Source organism: Chitinophaga sp. W2I13 (assembly GCF_050434005.1).
In the GTDB taxonomy this organism is placed as follows: Bacteria; Bacteroidota; Bacteroidia; order Chitinophagales; family Chitinophagaceae; genus Chitinophaga.
Map to the genome: position 1 here is coordinate 4,517,043 of NZ_JBNPWD010000001.1, position 19,596 is coordinate 4,536,638.

The 19,596-nt window shown below is 49.0% G+C and carries 12 protein-coding genes; 9 read left to right on the forward strand and 3 right to left on the reverse strand.

The genetic code is table 11. From position 1 onward, the window contains the following. Positions 1-71: 71 nt before the first annotated feature. The 9 genes from QFZ48_RS18735 (at position 72) to QFZ48_RS18775 (ending at position 14,269) form a co-directional block, all read left to right on the forward strand. On the forward strand, positions 72-1,241 hold the full coding sequence (locus tag QFZ48_RS18735; RefSeq protein WP_429050558.1) for a FecR family protein: 1,170 nt from the start codon (positions 72-74) through the stop codon (positions 1,239-1,241). A 320-nt stretch (positions 1,242-1,561) separates the two neighbouring features. Beyond that, on the forward strand, positions 1,562-4,891 hold the full coding sequence (locus QFZ48_RS18740; protein ID WP_429050557.1) for a TonB-dependent receptor: 3,330 nt from the start codon (positions 1,562-1,564) through the stop codon (positions 4,889-4,891). Between the two features lie 11 nt (positions 4,892-4,902). Further along, entirely contained in the window at positions 4,903-6,591 is a 1,689-nt protein-coding gene (locus QFZ48_RS18745; RefSeq protein ID WP_429063217.1) for a RagB/SusD family nutrient uptake outer membrane protein, read from the forward strand. 8 nt (positions 6,592-6,599) lie between these two features. Beyond that, the gene (locus QFZ48_RS18750) at positions 6,600-9,074 is read left to right on the forward strand and encodes a hypothetical protein (protein WP_429063218.1); all 2,475 of its coding nucleotides are present in this window, start codon (positions 6,600-6,602) and stop codon (positions 9,072-9,074) included. Between the two features lie 8 nt (positions 9,075-9,082). Continuing rightward, positions 9,083-10,237: a hypothetical protein gene (locus QFZ48_RS18755; RefSeq protein ID WP_429063219.1), complete on the forward strand. Its 1,155-nt coding sequence runs from the start codon at positions 9,083-9,085 to the stop codon at positions 10,235-10,237. Next, positions 10,200-12,008, forward strand: coding sequence for an FAD-dependent oxidoreductase (locus QFZ48_RS18760; RefSeq protein ID WP_429050553.1), 1,809 nt, complete (start codon positions 10,200-10,202; stop codon positions 12,006-12,008). The genes QFZ48_RS18755 and QFZ48_RS18760 overlap by 38 nt, the downstream gene beginning before the upstream one ends. A gap of 2 nt (positions 12,009-12,010) precedes the next feature. After that, complete coding sequence (locus QFZ48_RS18765; RefSeq protein ID WP_429063220.1) at positions 12,011-12,970, forward strand: FAD:protein FMN transferase; 960 nt, start codon at positions 12,011-12,013, stop codon at positions 12,968-12,970. A gap of 381 nt (positions 12,971-13,351) precedes the next feature. Next, a complete protein-coding gene (locus QFZ48_RS18770) occupies positions 13,352-13,714 on the forward strand; it encodes a hypothetical protein (protein WP_429063221.1) in 363 nt (120 codons plus the stop codon). A 45-nt stretch (positions 13,715-13,759) separates the two neighbouring features. After that, a complete protein-coding gene (locus QFZ48_RS18775) occupies positions 13,760-14,269 on the forward strand; it encodes a hypothetical protein (RefSeq protein ID WP_429050550.1) in 510 nt (169 codons plus the stop codon). Between the two features lie 97 nt (positions 14,270-14,366). Here QFZ48_RS18775 and QFZ48_RS18780 read toward each other — a convergent pair whose 3' ends face one another. From QFZ48_RS18780 to QFZ48_RS18790, 3 genes are read right to left on the reverse strand one after another with little or no spacing between them, the layout of a single operon-like run. Continuing rightward, the gene (locus tag QFZ48_RS18780) at positions 14,367-16,151 is read right to left on the reverse strand and encodes a RagB/SusD family nutrient uptake outer membrane protein (protein ID WP_429050549.1); all 1,785 of its coding nucleotides are present in this window, start codon (positions 16,149-16,151) and stop codon (positions 14,367-14,369) included. Positions 16,152-16,176: 25 nt separating this feature from the next. After that, positions 16,177-17,385, reverse strand: coding sequence for a hypothetical protein (locus QFZ48_RS18785; protein WP_429063222.1), 1,209 nt, complete (start codon positions 17,383-17,385; stop codon positions 16,177-16,179). Further along, entirely contained in the window at positions 17,369-19,588 is a 2,220-nt protein-coding gene (locus QFZ48_RS18790; RefSeq protein WP_429063223.1) for a SusC/RagA family TonB-linked outer membrane protein, read from the reverse strand. The genes QFZ48_RS18785 and QFZ48_RS18790 overlap by 17 nt, the downstream gene beginning before the upstream one ends. Positions 19,589-19,596 lie beyond the last annotated feature (8 nt).

The window sequence follows — 19,596 nt, forward strand, 5'->3', positions numbered from 1 at the left end:
GGACACTAGTTATATCCTTCCGCCCGGGTGTCTATAATACGACAGATTCCGCATTAATGTAAAAACACCGCATGACTTCAGCAAGGATCAGCTACCTGGCAACACGCTATTTTGATAATACCTGTACACCGGCAGAAAAGCTGGAGCTGGCGGCATGGATCGACCGGCAAACGGATGATACCGTGCTGGAAGCCGTATTGGGAGAAGCCTGGGCATCACATGTGCCGCTGATCATGATGCCGGATGAAATGTCGGACCGCATTGTGTCAGCCATGTTTGGCCGTGCGCCGGAGGTACCCGTGATGCAGGCGCGTACCCGGTATTATAAAATATGGTGGGCAGCTGCCAGTATCCTTCTACTGGGTGGCATAGGCGTATGGGCATGGCAGCATCAGCGGTCGCCATCGCCGGTAGCAGAAAGCAAACAACAACGATATAAAAATGAAGTGATGCCGGGCAGCAACCGCGCCATGCTCACCCTGGCCGATGGCAGCGTGATTGCGCTGGACAGCGCCGGCAACGGATTACTTGGCCGGCAGGGCGCCGTAAAGATCATCAAACAGGCCAACGGCGAACTGGCTTATGTGGGCAACGGCAACGGCGAGGCCATGTATAATACCATGACCACCCCGCGGGGCGGTCAATACCACCTTACCTTACCGGATGGCACACAGGTTTGGTTGAACGCCGCTTCTGCGATTACTTATCCTGCCGCATTTACCGGTAAGGAAAGAAAAGTAACCGTGAAAGGGGAAGCCTATTTCGAGGTAACCGCCAATGCCAATATGCCTTTCCGGGTGGCAGCCGGCAATACCGCTATAACGGTACTGGGTACACGATTTAACGTAAATGCCTATACGGAGGAACCGGCTGTCCGCACCACGCTGGTAGATGGCGCCGTAAGCGTAACTGCCGGCAGCAACAGCACCGTACTCCACCCGCGCATGCAGGCGAGGGTAGGCAAAGATGAAGTATTACACGTTACTGAAAATATAGATACCGATGAAATCATCGCCTGGAAAAACGGGTTCTTCCAGTTTACCGACGCAGATATGCCTGCCGTAATGCGGCAAATAGAGAAGTGGTACGACGTTAAAGTGACTTATGAAGGACCTGTTCCTGAAAAGAGCTTTGGCGGCGGTATGCAACGCTCTTTGCCCTTAACGGAAGTGTTGGGAATACTGGAAGAAAATGGGGTGAAATTTAAGATAGAGGGGAAAAATATTATTGTATTGAAATAAAAAACCACGTTACTGATTCACTATTAAACTAAGAAACACAAATTCCACTGCATAAGCTCCTGTAGTTTATGTATCCTCACCTGTTATGCATAATAAAGCCGGAAACGCTGATAACATTTCCGGCGGCGTCTGGATAACAGAAACAAAAAAGTCGGCGAAGACTCCTTATTCATTCAACCAAACAATGCAAATGTATGCAAATTAATTGTATCGCTCTTTGCAGCCGGACAGCTGTTGCTATTACCCGGAGCGTTATTTCCCGGACAGGCAGCAGGGTTTCCTGGCATCGCACGCTATGCTCAACCAAAATGCTGTTAGCTATGAAGTTAACGATTGTGTTCACATTACTGCTCCTGAACGTAAGTGCCGCCGGCCTTTCGCAAACGGTCAGTTTTTCCGGTAAGTCGGTATCACTCAAAGCAGTTTTTGCCGCCATCAAAAAACAAACGGGATACGTGGTGTTCTACGACAACCAGCTGCTGCAAAACAGCAAGCCGGTGACCCTCTCCGTGGAAAACGCGCCGCTGGCGGTAGTGCTGAATGCTGCCCTGAAAGACCAGGGGATGACTTTTACCATCCTGGACAGAACTATTTCAGTAAGGAAGCAGCGGCCGCCGCTCACACTTCCGCCCCTCCTGAAATTGATGATCCCGCAAATGACCATCACCGGCCGGGTTACCGACGATTCCAATACACCGCTGCCCGGCGTTACGGTATTGCAGAAAGGAACCAGCAACGCCGTTGTGACCAGCGAAACGGGCGAATACCGGCTTTCCAATATCAGCGATGGCGCCGTGATCGTTTTTTCCTACATCGGGTTTAATAAAGAAGAGATCACCGTGAATGGGCAGTATAAGCTGGACGTTCGCCTTACCAAAGCCGCCAACACCGCACTCGACGAACTGGTGGTAATCGGCTATGGCACCATGAAGAAAAGTGACCTCACCGGCGCTGTGTCTACCGTGAAAGGCGATGCCATCGCTTCCCGCAAAACCACGCAGGTATCGCAGGCACTCCAGGGCGCTGTGCCGGGCGTAATGGTTACCCGTACCAACAACGCACCAGGCGCCGTGGCGCAGATCCGCGTAAGAGGGATCACCACCATTTCTGATGCCGGCGCCACACCGCTCATCATCCTCGATGGCGTACCCATAGATGATATCAACTCCATCAACCCAAATGATATCGATAATATTTCGGTATTGAAAGACGCCGCCTCTGCTTCTATTTATGGCTCCAGGGCCGCCGCCGGCGTGATCCTGGTCACCACCAAACGCGCAAAGAGCGGGCAGCTGGACCTGAACTACAGCTATGAATACGGGGTGGAAAAGCCTACCAAATTGCCGGATTATGCCAATGCCGTACGCTATATGCAACTTACCAATGAGCTGCGGTGGAACGATAATGGTAATAACGCCAACGAATATCCTACCTATACCAAAGATATTGTGGATAACTACGCCACATTGCATGCACAAAATCCGGATCAATATCCGGATACTGATTTTAGAGGCATGATCCTCAACAACAGCGCACCCCGCGAAACCCATGCACTCAGCATTGCCGGCGCCGGGAAGGCACTGCGCTCCAGGGTTTCACTGGTATATGATAAAATCGGCGCACTGTACGACGACCGCTCGTACGACCGCCTCACCACACGTATCAATAACGACATCGTCATCAATAAATACCTCACCGCCAGCGTGGACGTGAATTACAAACGCACTATCGTTAAACAACCCGTCGTTGACCCAATGTACAAGATGGGTATCATGCCGCCTATTTACGCGGCCATGTGGTCCGACGGCCGCATCGGCGCGGGAAAAGACGGCGCGAATATATACGTGCAAACAAAGTATGGCGGCTTTAACAACAACTGGTATAACCAGCTTGGCGGAAAGGTGGGCATCGATTTTACGCCCATAGAAGGATTGAAAATTTCCGGTGTCGTATCGCCTTTTATTAACTTCGATAAAGGAAAGAAATTTACCCGCAAAGTGCCGTATACGTCTTTCAACAATCCCAACATCATTTCGGGATATATTGAAGGCGCTACGGAAACCAAACTGGAAGAAGTCCGCAACGATAACTACCGCTATACCACCCAGTTTATTGCCAATTATAGTAAACAGATCAAAGACCACAGCTTCAGCCTGATGGGCGGATATGAATTTTATAAGGCATTCAATGAAGATCTGGGCGCTTCCCGTGGCCAATATATCCTCAGCAACTATCCCTACCTCAACCTGGGACCACTGGAGTTCCGCGACAACAGCGGCGGCGCATATGAAAATGCTTACCGCTCCTGGTTTGGAAGGGTTACTTATAGCTATAAAGACAAATACCTGTTCCAGGGTAATATCCGCTATGATGCGTCTTCCCGTTTTGCTGCAGGCTACCGCTGGGGTTCTTTCCCCTCTTTTTCTGCCGGCTGGGTAATATCAGAAGAGAAATTTATGAAATCCACCGCGCCCTGGTTATCCTTTGCAAAGCTCCGTGCTTCCTGGGGTTCGCTGGGTAACGAACGTATCGGTAACTACCCTTACCAGGCATTGCTGCGCTTTGAAAATAACTCCCTGTTCTATAAAGGCAACAACGCCGTATCCGCGCAATCTGCCGCACAGTGGCAATATGCGATCCGTGATATTTCCTGGGAAACCACCCACTCATGGGATCTCGGCGCTGATGTAAACTTCCTCAATAACAGGTTACGTTTCACCGGTGATTATTTTAAGAAGACAACAGACGATATCCTGCTGGAGCTGGAAATCCCTGATTACATTGGTTTCGACAATCCTTACCAGAATACCGGTAAAATGTTTACAACCGGCTGGGAAGCGCAACTGGGCTGGAACGATCGCATCGGTGATTTCACTTATAGTGTATCCGTGAACGTAGCAGACTTTGTATCAAAAATGGGCGACCTGGGTGGTACACAGTTCCTCGGAGATTCTATAAAAAGACAAGGCAGTGAATTTAACGAATGGTATGGTTATTTATCTGATGGAATTTACCAGACACAAGATGAAGTAGATAAATCGGCCAAGCTCAATGCCAATGTGAGGCCCGGCGATATCCGCTACCGCGATGTGAGCGGTCCGAATGGCGTACCCGATGGCAAAATATCCCCCGAATACGACCGCGTATTACTGGGTGGTTCGTTGCCCCGCTACCAATATGGCATCAATTTGCAGGGTGGGTTCCGCAACTGGGATCTGGGTATCGTATTCCAGGGCGTAGGCAAACAAAACTCCAGGCTTACTGTGGATATGGTACGGCCCCTCATGGAAAATTTCGGCAATTTCCCGGCTATCCTCGATGGCAATTCCTGGAGCAAATATAATACGCCGGAACAGAACAAAGCAGTCCGGTATCCGCGTTACAGCAATACTTCCGCAGGCAATAACTACGCCATGTCCGATTTCTGGCTGATCAACGGCGCCTATTTCCGCCTGAAAAATATCAGTGTGGGGTATTCCATGCCTAACGACTGGGTAAAGAAGATCCGCATACAAGGTGTTCGTATATACGGCAGCGTTAGCGATCTTTTATCGGTGCATAATTTCCCTAAAGGCTGGGATCCTGAACAACCTTCGCTGGGCTATCCTATTACCACCAGTTATGTTATTGGCGCATCTGTTAAATTCTAAATTCCACGAACATGAAGCAACTTATTCTCATAGCCGGCATCACTTGTTTTTTCTTCAGCGCCTGCGGCAGCCTGGATCTGAACCCGCTGTCCGACGGCTCCAGTGAAACCTGGAATTCCAATGCGGAAGAAATTGAAATGTCGCTCAACGGATTGTATAAAATCAATTTCTGGATGAAGGACGACGATGAGTGGACCGACGACTGGATCTACCGCGACGTTACTACCGCTATTACCGGCGCTACCATCAATGGGCAAACTGATTTTGTAAAGAAGTGGTGGACAGATACCTACAAAGCCGTTGCCCGCGCCAACAACATCCTGCAAAGCATTTCCCGCGCCGATAAGGTGTTGTCGGCCGACCAGATCAACAACTACACCGCAGAGGCCCGCTTTGTAAGAGCGTGTATGTATTCCCGTTTGTTATCGCATTACGGCAATATTATTTACACCGATTCCATGCTCGATATCGACCAGGCATTGCAGCTGAAGCAAACAGACAAAGCCACGGTGCTGAAAAAGATCTATGAAGATTTTGATGCCGCTGCCGCTACCTTGAAAACCACTTACGGTACATCGGAATTGAAACGTGCCACCAAAGGCGCTGCCCTGGCCATGAAAGCGCGTATTGCCCTGTATATGGGCGACTGGGCCGTTGCACGCGACGCCGCTAAAGCATGTATCGATCTCGATGTATATAAATTGCACGATAATTTTGGTAACTTGTTCCTGTCGAAGACAAAAAACTCCACCGAAACAGTTTTTGGCCTGCCAAGATCCGTGACCTTAAAAGTTACTTTCGACGATTGCCAGAATTATGTATCGCGTAACGCCGGTGGCTGGGCTGCCAAAGATCCGTCATGGGATCTCTTTTGCAGTTTTTTATGTAAAGATGGATTACCGGTAGATGAATCCCCTTTATTTAATCCCCGCCGCCCGTTTGATAACCGTGATCCGCGCTGTGCCGCCACCATCGTGGAGTTTCAGACACCGCACCTGGGATATATTTTCCAGCCGCACCCGGACTCCGTGAAAGTAAGATCCGTATCAGACAATAAATACGTAGAAAATAAAGATACCCGCACCATTGCACAGTACGCATCGTTCAACGGGTTGTTATGGAAAAAAGGAATTGACGGCGACTGGCTCCTCAACTCCTGGAAATCAGAACCGGATAATATCGTGATCCGTTTTGCAGATGTATTGCTGATATATGCAGAAGCCAAAACAGAGCTGGGAGAAACAGATCAGCTGGTGCGCGATGCTATTAACAAAGTAAGGGCACGCGCCTATGGTACCGTGTACACCAATACCAGCGGGTATCCTGCGGTGACTACGGCAGATCAGTCTGCCCTGCGTAAAATTATCCGTACGGAAAGAAGAATGGAGTTTGCGCTGGAAGGCATCCGCTACATGGATATCATCCGCTGGAAGCTGGCAGAAAAAGTGCTGAACAAAGCAAACTATGGTTTGCTGGAACCCGCGGACCTGCGCACAAAAATAGTGCAGCCTGGATTATGGTTCTTCCCGCAAACGCCGGCTATCGATGAAGATGGTATAGCAGATTTTACCGCGATGTATAATGCCGGTCTGGTAAAACAGATCACCGTGCGAAAGTTTGATGCCACGCGCCAATACCTGTGGCCTATTCCATCTACAGAAGTATTGACCAGTCACCTCACCCAGAACCCAAATTATTAAGCCAGCACATGACACAAAGAAATAGATTGGCAGCAGTATTAATAACCATCGGTATATTGGGAGCTGCCTGTAAAAGTGAAAAAGCCGCGGCGCCGCGATCGTTCAGCGGTATTTACCCGCAACTGGCGATGTATAACAAGGAAGGAGAATGCGGTACCGGTGCAGTAGTGCCGTGGGCGGGGAAACTGTGGGTAATTACTTATGGCCCGCACCTGCCTTTTGGTTCATCTGATAAACTGTATGAAATAACCCCCGACCTGAAACAGGTGGTACGCAGCGAAAGCATTGGCGGCACACCAGCCAACCGCATGATCCACCCGGAAAGCCACCAGTTGTTCATAGGGCCATATGCGATTGGAGAAAACGGCCAGGTGCGCGTCATCCCTTACACTGCAATGCCCGGACGGCATACCGGTAACGCCAGGCATCTTACAGATCCCGCCGGCAAAATTTACTATGGCACTATGGAAGAAGGTTTTTATGAAGTAGATGTAAAAACCCTTCAGCCTACTTTATTATATGAAGATGGAAATGTAAAAAACAAAAAAGGCGCAGACACTACCGCCAACTCACCTTCCGCCTTGTTGCCGGGAGCGCATGGTAAAGGCCTGTATTCGGGGCAGGGCGTAATGATCTATTCCAACAACGGGGAACCCGGGCCCAAAGCATTGACCCAGTTTGATATTGAAGCCGGGTCGTTATCGGAATGGAATGGGAAGGACTGGAAAGTGGTGCGCCGGAACCAGTTCACGGAAATCACCGGCCCGGGCGGTATCTCCGGAAATAAAAATCCGGCCACAGATCCCATATGGGCAACGAGCTGGGATCATAAATCGGTGTTACTCGGATTGCGCGACCAGGGCAAATGGAGCTTTTTCCGGTTGCCAAAGGCCAGTCACAGCTACGACGGCGCACATGGCTGGAACACCGAATGGCCGCGTATCCGCGATATCGGCGCCAACAATAAACCGGATTACCTCATGACCATGCACGGCCTGTTCTGGCATTTCCCCGGACAGTTTTCTACCGGGCATACTGCGGGTATCCGTCCCCGTAGTGCCTACCTGAAAGTGATCGGCGACTTCACCCGCTGGCACGATCAACTGGTGTTTGGTTGTGACGATGCCGCACAAAAAGAATTTCTCAACAAGCGTACCGCCAAAGGAAGTATTGAAGGACCCGGACAATCAAATTCCAATCTCTGGTTTACCTCCCTGCAACAACCCGATGCGCTGGGACCCAACACCGCCGAAGGCGCCGTATGGCTGAATGAAGCCGTAACACCCTCACAGCCTTCCGAGCCTTTCCTTTTTGCCGGCTGGCCTCACCGCAGCGCGCGCATCACCCACAACGACAAATGTGCCGTGGAGTTCACGCTGGAAACAGATAAAGGCGACGGCAACTGGAGTGTTGCGCAAAAAGTAACCGTAGCGCCCGGGCAAACCGGTGACATTATTTTCCCGGAAGATATGCCGGGAGAATGGATCCGCATCACTGCCGCACAACCGGTAGTTGCCACCGCGCATTTCTTTTATGCTGCCATTGATGCCCGCAAAACAGCCCCGGCGGCTATTTTTAGCGGACTAAGCAAAGTAACCGATGCCGTTTCCAACGGCGGATTATTATATGGTTTAGGTAACGATCGCCGCGCACTTGGCATACTGGCACAGTCGTATAAAAATGGCGACGCTACAGTGGAAGGCTATTACGAGCTGGATGCTAATATGGACCTGATAAAAAAAGACGATCCTAAAACGGCGGACTTTATCCGGCAGAAATTCGCCATCCCGCAACAGGCGGTGACAGTGGAAGCCGGCGCTGTATTGATTGTAGACGACAAAGGCCGCAGATGGCGGTTGCCATTAGGCGACGAAGCCTTCGCCGGGCTTACCGGGAAAGCCGCTCTGCGCATTTGCCGCGAGGTGTCAACAGAAAGGGACCTGTTTAATTGTATGGGCACCTTCTATGAATTGCCTGCGGAAAACGCCGACGGCTACGCGAAAATACGACCGGTAGCATCGCATCCTTTCCGGATCAACGACTACGCCGCTTACCGCGGTATGCTGGTAATGACAGGCATTGCTCCCGGTACCAAAGCCGGCGAACATATCATTGTATCGGAAGATAAAAAAGCGATGGTATGGGCAGGCGCTATCGATGATCTCTGGCAGCTGGGCCGGCCGGTGGGCCGCGGCGGTCCGTGGAAAGATGAGGCGGTGGAAGCAGGCAAGGCATCAGATCCTTACCTGATTGGTTTTTATTCACAGCGGCAACTGCAATTATCGCATGATGCTGCCGCGCCGGTTGAATTTACCCTGGACATCGACCCGGTGGGCAACGGCGCCTGGATGAAGTATAAAACCGTTACCGTTGCCCCGGGAGAAACGCTGAACTGGCAGTTCCCCGATGGCTTCGAAGCACGATGGATCCGTTTTACCAGCAATAAAAACTGCCACGCTACTGCATGGCTGGAATATAAATAAGGAGCGGCATGAAATATACAGTGGTCTGTTTACTGATGTGGTGTTGCCAGGCAGCCAACGGGAAAAATCCCGTTGATACCGGCGCCGTGAAAGACGTGCTGGGTAACCGTTCGTTGTTACCGGTGGCTGCCTCGTATAAAACATACCGTATCCGCGACACTGCTGCCTATGAGCTGCAACTGGCGCTGGACCGGGATAACAGGCCACTGTACTATTACCGGCATATTTTTACGCCGGTTTGTTATACGGGAGAATGTAAACCGGTATACATCAACCTTTACTGGGACCTGCTGGGCAATTATATCCGTTATGATCTGCCCGGAAAGGAAGTATTAACAAAGCTGGATCACAAAGAATTTAAACGCGACGATTATGAAAAGCTGCAGGACATACTGGCCCGGCCCAATTCGTTGCTGGCTGATCTGGCTATCACCGACCTCATTGTACCGGGAACGGAAAGTCTCAGCGATTCGGTGGATGCCCGCACCGGCGCTACGCTGAAAACCATTAAAAATGAAGTGATTTCCGGCGCCGTGTACACCTGTTATACCTTGTGGCATATCGCGCACGGTACCGTGACAGATGAAATCGCCCGTATTACAGATACCTATATCAATCCCGCACTGCTGCATCGTTTTCTGTCTTCCTCCAATCACGCTTATCAGTATAAAGCACTTGAAAAGGTGATGGATAAAAACGGGAGGATAATGCCGGGTTTTGAAAATGATATCCGTACTTTGATTAATGGCAAAAATATTTTTATTGCCAGGTATACTTTGCAACAGGTACATCCCGGTTTTATCAGCGGCGTCAAGGCACAGTCGTGGTTGTGGGATACTTACACTAAAAGCGTGTACCCGTTACAGTTAACCATGCTGCGTAAACTGGCCACCGTGCCACTGAGCAACGCAATGGCAAAGCAACTCGCCAATGCAGCCGGCAGCGCCAACGAGGAACAGTTCCGTTTAATACTGGCCGCATTGCAGGCTACACCCGGCTTGCCGGATGCGGCGATACAGCAGCTGGCCAACCAGTTGAAAAACACCGATGCCACACGGGCAGCCGCTATCCATGCGTTGCTGTTACAACAGCAGCCGGTGAATCATTCCGTAAAAATTAAGATGCATGAATATGAACAAACGCTTCATCCAACTGAAAAATAGCTGGCTCACCATCCTGTTGTTGTGTATATGTACACCCTGGCTGCAGGCGCAACAGCGGGTATTTGTGGAAACAGAATCCTTTACAGAAAAAGGCGGCTGGGTCATCGACCAGCAGTCGTTTCCCGTAATGGGTTCCTCCTACCTGATGGCGCACGGCATGGGCCGCCCGGTAAAAGATGCGGTGACTACCGTCAATTTTCCGGAGAAAGGTACTTATCATTTATGGGTGCGCACAAAAGATTGGGCGCCCTTCCCGAAGGGACCAGGAAAATTCCAGGTGGTAGTGAATGATGCACCGGTGAAAACGGTGTTTGGGGAAAGCGGCAACGACAAATGGAAATGGTACGACGGCGGCGAGATCACCGTGGCTGCCGGCGCCACAAAAATAGCCTTGCGCGACCTCACCGGTTTTAATGGCCGTTGTGATGCCCTGATGTTTACCACCGGGAAATTTACCCCGCCGGATGACGCGGCCGCACTGAGCGCATTACGGCGTAACCTTTTGCATTTAACGGCCGCGCCAAAAGAGGCCGGCCCGTTTGATCTCGTGGTAGTAGGTGGCGGCATTGCCGGCACCTGTGCCGCTATATCCGCTTCCCGCATGGGTTTGAAAGTAGCGTTGATACAAGACAGACCCGTACTCGGCGGTAACAACAGCTCGGAAATACGGGTGCACCTGATGGGCGATATCGACAAAAATTACTATCCCAAGCTGGGTCGCATTGTAAGGGAAATGGATAACGGCGATCCCGGTAACGGTAACCCCGATGCAAAAGAATATGGCGATGCCCGTAAAATAGCCATCGTTAAAGCAGAAAAAAATCTTACCCTGTTCCTCAATACCTATGTATTCAAAGTAGAAAAAGAGAAAGATCATATTGTAGCGGTTACCGGCCGTGATATTGCGAGCAACCAGGAAACACGTTTTACCGGCACTTATTTCTCTGATTGTACCGGCGATGGCACGATAGGTTATCTTGCCGGCGCCGCCTTCAGGATGGGCCGAGAAAGCAAAGAAGAAACAGGCGAATCGCTCGCCGCAGAGAAGCCAGATAGCTTTACACTTGGCACTTCTAACTTGTGGGCCTCCCTGCCAACAGACAGCGTTACTGCTTTCCCTGCCACGCCCTGGGCATTGCAGTTTTCAGACGAATATCATATTGATGCGTCTAAGGCCGACTGGGAATGGGAAACCGGTTTTGGTAATTTCAATACCATCACGGAAGCCGAACAAATCCGCGATCATAACCTGCGCGCGATTTATGGTAACTGGTCCTATCTTAAAAACAGCAAGCCCGAAAAATATGGCAAACAGCAACTGGCCTGGGTAGCCTATATCGGCGGTAAGCGCGAATCCCGGAGGATCATCGGTGATCATGTGCTCACCCAGATGGATATACAGGAAGGTAAAATGTACCCGGATGGCGCTGTCACCGCCACCTGGACCATCGACCTGCATTTCCCGGATCCTGTCAACAAAAAGTATTTTGAAGGACAGGAATTTTTTGCCGGCACCAAACATATCAGGGTGGCCCCGTATACCATTCCGTACCGTTGTTTATATTCTAAAAATATCAACAACCTGTTTATGGCAGGACGGAATATCAGCACCACGCATGTAGCCTTTGGCAGTACCCGCGTAATGCGCACCTGTGGTATGATGGGAGAAGTAGTAGGCTTTGCCGCCTATGTGGCCAATAAATACCACGGCAGCCCGAGAAGTGTATACACCGATCATCTCCCCGAACTGATGGACCTGCTTAAAAATTAAACATGTACGCCGTTTATATCCTGCTGCTGTTGCATACCGCCGTTGCCCCTTCCATGATACACCTGGAAGGCAGCGCGCAGGGCACTACCTGGCATATTCAATATGCGGATGTGCAGCAGCGGGATTTCACGCCGCAGATAACACAAATTTTAGCAGACATCGACCAGTGCCTGTCTGTTTACCGGAAAGACTCCGAGATCTCTTTATTTAACCGCGCTACCTCCCTTGAATTCCAGCTGCCTTATTTTTACCCGGTATTAAAAAAATCCGCCGAGATATACGCCGCTACCGGAGGCGCTTTCGACCCTACTGTCATGCCGCTCACAACCGCTTACCGGCAGGGCAAAAGAACACATACCCCGTGGTGGGAAAAGGCCGATTCCCTGTTGCAATATGTAGGCTTTTCCAATATCCGTTTTGATGAAACCGGCGTGCGCAAATTAAAGGAAGGCGTAAGCCTCGATTTCGACGGCATTGCGCAAGGCTATAGTGTGGATGTTTTAGCCGTATTACTGGACCGCAACGGCATCAGCGATTACATGGTAGAGATAGGCGGAGAAGTGCGCTGTAAAGGGCTTAAAAACGGCAAGTCGTGGACCGTTGGCATCGATAACCCATTGCATCCCGATCAGCAACTGGCTACCATACGGCTGTATAACAGGTCTGCTACCACGGCAGGTGATTACCGCGATCACTATGAGCAAAACGGTACTGTATCCGGGCATATCATTCATCCCAAAACCGGCTACTCCACACCCGATTCGCTGTTGAGCGTTACGGTGTTTTCTGAAGATGCTATTACCGCAGACGGATATGATACCGCTTTTATGGTAATGGGAGTAGAGGCAACGAAACAGTTCCTGGCGCAACGGAAAGATCTGGATGCATACCTGGTGTATGTGGATGCGCAGGGCGGGGTGAAGGTGTGGATGACGGAAGGGGTGAGGAGAATGGTAGAGTGAGAGAGAGACTGTTCCGAAGATTAACCCCAAAAGCTGTCGTTATTGATGGCTTTTTGTTTTGAATTTAATTAATTGCATAGTACTGATTTGCGATATCTGTGTATATTTAATTAAACTAAATATTCAGCTGTTTTATACTTTGTATAACCCCGGGGAATTTCCTCTTATCAGTTAATTAACTACGCATATTGCTTCCCATTTTGTAATAATTAATGATGCTTCAGCCGCAATACAGTTGCTTTTAAGTTGGGTCATTTATTCTTTTAATTGATGATTTTTATCAATTAATTGACAAATAGAATAAATTTACATAACTTTATAAGAGTTCTACATACTGCATCGGGCAAATATAAAGAGGCTCGTATAACTTTACTACGAAAAGTGGAGTTAACAGGCGCCACAAAGAAGAGATTTGATTTTGATTGGGAAAGGGAAGTAGAAATTGAAACCTATAAAATCACATTTATCAATGATGATTATATTCTTGGACTGATGTCTGTTCAAATTAATTCTTCAGAGCGTAGATGTGAAATAAGATTGTTGGAATTGTCACGGGAGAATAGAGGTGATTTTAAGGTGTATGATAGGCTGGCAGGTTGTTTGATTGCTTTTGCATGTAAACTGTCATTTAAAGAAGGGTTTAATGGTTTTGTTTTTTTGATACCTAAGACGGTATTAATATCTCATTATATGAGGAAATATTTTTTTTCTCCAATGGGAGCACAGCTCTATGCTAGACGGTGAAATTTCTATTACTCTCATTACAGATTATTTGGAAAACGATTAATTATGAAGAAGAATAAGAAAATAAGTGAAGAACTATCTGTGGATAACATTTATCCTCACGGCCTTTCCAAAGAAGAAAAAACTGCTGCAGATAGAGAAATGGCAGCGTTTCGTATGCAGCAGTGGAATAAAATGACCCCAGCCGATCACCTCAGAGCAGACTTATTGCAAGTTAAGTACCAGATGGAAAGCGTAATTGAATCACTGGAATACCAGGGCTCATTGCACTTCGGCTATTTCCTTTCTGCCTATATCCGGGCCGTGCAAAAGAAGCAAAAGGAATTCGCCGCGGAGATCAGTATCGATGAAACCCGTTTAAGCCGTATTATTCATAATAAAGAATTTCCTAATGATGAGTTGTTTATCAGGCTGGAGCTGCACTCAAACAATACAATACCCGCACTCAGCTGGTTTTTGCTGGCGGAGAAAGGCAAGGCGTATAATATCAGTACAAATAAAGAATTAAGGAAAAAAGAGAAGAAAAATGTGCATAAGACGATTGCAAAAATATAAGTTACAAATACTTCCTAATCACCTCATTCTTACACACAGCCATATAAAATAAAAAAGTTGCAGGACCTGCCTGCAACTTTTTTTTAATAGATATCTCTTAATATCCTGGGTTCTGCACAATCTTCGGGTTACGGTCTATCACATCCTGCGGTACCGGGTTCAGGTACATTTTTGAGGTAAACACATGCGGGTGGTTCAACGGCACAATTTCGTATTTCCATACCCCTGAGTTGTTATTGGGCACCGTATTCGTGATCTTCATGGCATGTTTATCCACATTCATCACCGTGCTCACGGTTTTCCAGCGAATGATGTCATAAAAGCGTTTGTTCTCAAAACAGAGCTCCACGCGTCTTTCATGATAAATAGCAGCCCGCATCTCTGCCTGAGATAATCCCGGCGCCAGGTTGGGCAACCCAGCTCTTTTGCGGATCTGGTTAATGGCATTGTATACGGTGGCATCGGGGCCTGCGGATTCATTTTGCGCTTCGGCATATCCCAGTAATACTTCGGCATAGCGGTAGTAGATAAAGTTGGCGCCGCTTACTGCGCCACCGCCGGGCCGCACCAGTGGGTTGAGCCGCTTTTTAAAATAATAGCCGGTATTGCTTACGTCATCGGTGCCAAAATCAATCTGGTTTTTGGAAGGACGTACTTTATCAATGCGGGTGTATATGGTGTCGCCTTTATCCATCCAGTTCATTTTATAAGGCGCGCCGTCATATACGATCCAGTCGTAAAAACGCTTCTCGCGGCCTATGTAAGGGTGTTGCGGATCATAGCCGGAAGTGGGATCGGTGATGGGTTTGCCATTGGCCATATTGAACTGGTCTACCAGTTCCTGGGTAGGGTTGTAGTTGCCCCAGGTATAATAAGCGCCATTGATCCACACCGGGCCGCCATATTGTTCAAAGGAAGACCCCATAGTGTTGGCTACTACCTGGCGATCCCACACTACTTCCGAATGGTACTCATTGGCTTCGTACCAGATAGCGGAAGGTTCGGGAAACAGTTCGTATGATTTACCGTTGCCATAAAGGTCGATGAACTGTTTGAAAGTAGCGGCGGCCTTACTCCAGCGCTGCGCATCGAAGTTATTGTAACCGGCTACTTTGTGCGGGTCGTTGCCTGCGGCAGGTTGTGCGGCGTTGAAAGCAGGACTGGCGGCATATAATTCCACCCATCCTTTTAAGGCCAGCGCAGCGCCCAGTGTAGCACGGCCAGCATCTGCGTCGCCCTTGTTGTATTTAGCCGGCAGGTAACCATCTTTGGCAATGGAATCCAGTTGCGTGGTGATGAAGTCTGTTGTTTCCGCAAAAGTATTCCGGGGCGTGTAAATGGCGGCGCTGTCCATGGTGCGCCTGTCGGCGGGCACGGTAATAATAGGCAATCCGCCGATGTGCATCCACAATTCGCTATAAAAAAAGGCGCGGATAAAACGGGCTTCATCGAGCCGTTTGTTCAGCCACTCGGGCGAGAAGTTAGCAGCGTTATTACGCACCTCTGTAATGAAGGTGTTGCATTTGCGGATATTAGTGAAGATGGTTGTCCAGTTGGTGAGATCGCCGGAACCCGTGATGCCTCCCCAAATAGTATAGTCGTTGGAGGAAGGTTCCACAATGCCCTGTTTCCAGTTGTAGGAAGTGTAATAAAAGCCGGCGTCGTTGTCGTCGGTGAAGTTATCCAGGTTTTCCGGCTGGTTCCAGTAGTTCGGTAATGCGCTGTAAATATCGTTCAGGAAAAGATCGGCATTCCCTTCTGTACTCCATTGGGTTTCGTCGGTGAGCTTCGACTTGTCGGTATTTTCCAGGAATTCTTTTTTGCACGACAGGATACTGAGCAGCAGTATAACGGCGGGCAACAGATGTATGAAGCGGATCATAATATTTTTATTTAACAGGATGAATCTAAAAGGTGACATTGAGTCCAAACACAAATACTTTCTGGTTAGGATACGCTGTTTCCAGGTCGGTGTAGCCTACTTCCGGATCCATGAATTTCATTTTGCTGAAGGTGAGCAGGTTTTGCCCGGAGAAATAACAACGGACACTCTGCATCTTCATAGCTTTTGAAATATTGGGAGGAAGGGTGTATCCCAGCACGGCAGTTTTTAAGCGGAGATAACCCGTTTTCATCATCCAGAAATCGGAGTTCTGTGTATTATTAGCGTAGGGCGACTGGTTCGCACGCGGATACTTTGCATTGGGCGTGGCCGGTGTCCAGTGGTCGTTGTAGTATTCATAAGCTGAATTACTGTTGTTGTTGTTAAACGGCACCGTCTGGAAACCACGGATGTTCAGGCTGGCCAGCGCAGATCCCTGGAAAAACAGGCTGAGGTCAAATCCTTTCCAGGAGGCGCTGGGCGTGAAACCGTAGGTGATGAAAGGATACACGGGGTTGCCGATTACTGTTTCATCATAGGAATCTATTTTACCATCGGGTTTACCACCGGGACCGCCTATATCTGCATAGCGGATGTCGCCGGGATGTAGCACGCCAAACTGGGTAACGTTGTAGCCATCGTCACTGTTGATGATACCATCGCTGTTTTTATCATCTCCCTGGGAAAACAATCCCAGCGCATGATAGCCGAACTGCGTGCCGGTGGGCCGGCCTGTTCTGCTGCGATTGGGATTATCACGTGTGGCAGCAGTTTCAAACACCTGGATCATTTTATTCTTCGCATAGCTGAAATTGCCGTTCAGGTTTACCTGCAGGCCATTGGTGAAACGGTGGCTGGTACCCGCGGAAATATCAATACCACGGTTTTCCATAATACCCTGGTTTTCGTCGGACAGCCCCAGGCCGTATTCTACCGGTACCGTTACTGCCGGCGGCAGCAGCATACCTGTTCTTCTTTCATGAAAATAATCTACTTCCAGTGTAAGTAAACCTTTCCATAAAGTAGCATCTATACCAATATCTGTTTTAGTAGATATTTCCCAGGTGATATTGGGATTGGCTTCCCTGCTGATGTTGGAACCCTGTACCATATTGCCGTTGCCATAAGCATAGGCGTTACCGTATAAATTATAACCGTTCAGGTACTGGAACGCAGATCCGGCCAGGTTACCCGATTTTCCCCAGGAACCCCTGAGTTTAAGATAGTTCAGCACAGAGGGACGATTCCTTCATAAATTTTTCTTCGGAGATAATCCATCCTGCGGAGAAAGCAGGGAAATAACCCCAGCGTTTGCCAGGCGCAAAATAATAGTGACCATCGTACCGGCCGGCTGCTTCAAAAAGATATTTTTGATCGTAGATGTAACCTACGCGGTATACAAAACCAAGTTGACTACCGGTAATAGTAGAGCCATTGTTATCAAAATCATTTTTGTTGGAACTGCCCATTCCCAGCTCGTCGATGTTTACCGCAAAATTATTCCGCCGGGCAGAGAAGCCAGTAGAGTCATTCTTGCGGGCTTCTGCTACCAGCAGTCCTGTGAAGTCGTGCTTGCCAAAGCTGTTATGATAGTTCAGGAATCCCTGGTAGGTATAGAACTGGTTCTTTGAATACTCCTGGTTCAGCCAGGTGTAGGGTGCAGCGCTTCCTTCCGAAGTGGATATTTGTTTCGTATATGAGTAGGGGTTAGTGGAGGTATTCTGCGAATAAAAGTAAAACGGCGTATGCCATCCTTTCACGGTGAAGTCGTTAGGATCATAGCTGAAAGTACCTTTAATACTAAGCCCTTTAATGAAAGGCAGTTGCTGTTCCACGGCGAGGGTAGTGAGCAGCGAAGTGGCATTGCGGTGGGAGTAACCTGCTTTCAGGATACCTACCGGCGTATTGCCTGCAAACTCGCCCCACAGGCCATTACTGTAATACATGTTGGTGATGGGGATCAGTTTATATGCACTACGGAACAGTTGCCCGGGTGTAGTGGCAGCATCTACACTGTTGGTATTTTCAATGGCGCCAATAAGCGACAGTGATACCGTGGTGGTGGACGTGGCGCTCACTTCCATGTTTACATTATAATCGTAACGTTTGTAGTTGATCGGGTCAAACATACCATCCTGTTTAAGGAAACCAATACCGGCATAGTACCGCACCACTTTGGTGCCGCCACTGAGTTGCAGGTTATAGTTTTGAATCGGCGCGCGCATGCGCACCAGGTCTTTGGTATTGCTGATGGGATATTTATCGGGATCTTTGGCGTTCAGGTCTGCATACGTGTTGATCAGCTCTTCGGAGAATGGCTGCTGTGCGCCACCGGGGTTTTCATTCATATAGGCTTCATTACGCAGGCGCATATAGTCCTGTGCATTCAGCATTTTAGGATAATAAGTGGGCGTTTGCCAACCGTAATAAGCGTTAAGCGATAACGACGGCATACCTGTTTGTCCGCGTTTGGTGGTGATGAGGATTACACCATTAGCGCCACCCAATCCGTAAGGGGCTACTGCGGCGGCATCTTTCAATACCGTCACGGAGGCGATGGAGCTGGGCGCAATCTCGTTGATGTTATTGCGGATGATACCATCCACTACTATCAGTGGTGAATTGTTACCAGTGGTGGCAATACCCCTGATGTGAATATCAGGATTATCCCTGCCAGGCTGGCCGCCATTGGGACGCATGCTGATACCGGAAACATTTCCTGCCAGCGAATTGGAGATATTGGTTACCGGCGATTTTGCCAGCTCCTTACCCTGTACTGCTGCCACGGAGGCGGTGGAGGAAGTTTTCTTCTGTGTGCCGTAACCCACCACCACTACTTCATTTAATCCGCTGGCACTTTCTTTCAGGATGATGTTGATGGGATCGGCGGTGCTTACCACTTCGGTTTGTTCATAACCTACATAGCTGAATACCAGCGTAACGCCGGCGGCAGCCTGCAGTTCAAAACGACCGTGTTCATTGGTCATGGTACCAATATTGGTACCTTTTACTTTTACGGAAACACCAATCAGCGGATCGCCGTGTTCATTTTTTACAATGCCGCTTAATTTGGCGGCGATGATATTTCTGGATGCAATTACAATAGCGTTGTCGTTCAGTACAGTGTAACGAAGCGTAGTACCGGAAAGGGTTTCAGTGAGCAGTTGCTCTACGGTAGCATTTTCTGCGTGAATGGATACCGGCGGTTTCTCCGGTAAAATATCGTCGTTGTAGATCAGCCGGTAGCGGCTTTTTTGTTGAATAGCCTTCAGCACTGTTTTAATGCTGACTTTCTCCAGGGAGATACTGATCTTTTCCTGGGTGGCGGAGGTGGCGTATACCGGCGTGATACCGGTTAGCAGCAAGGCCAGGATGAGTATACCAGGCAGCCTGCCATGCAGACTTTTAATAAAAGTCCATAGGAACATTATCTTCATAACATGGA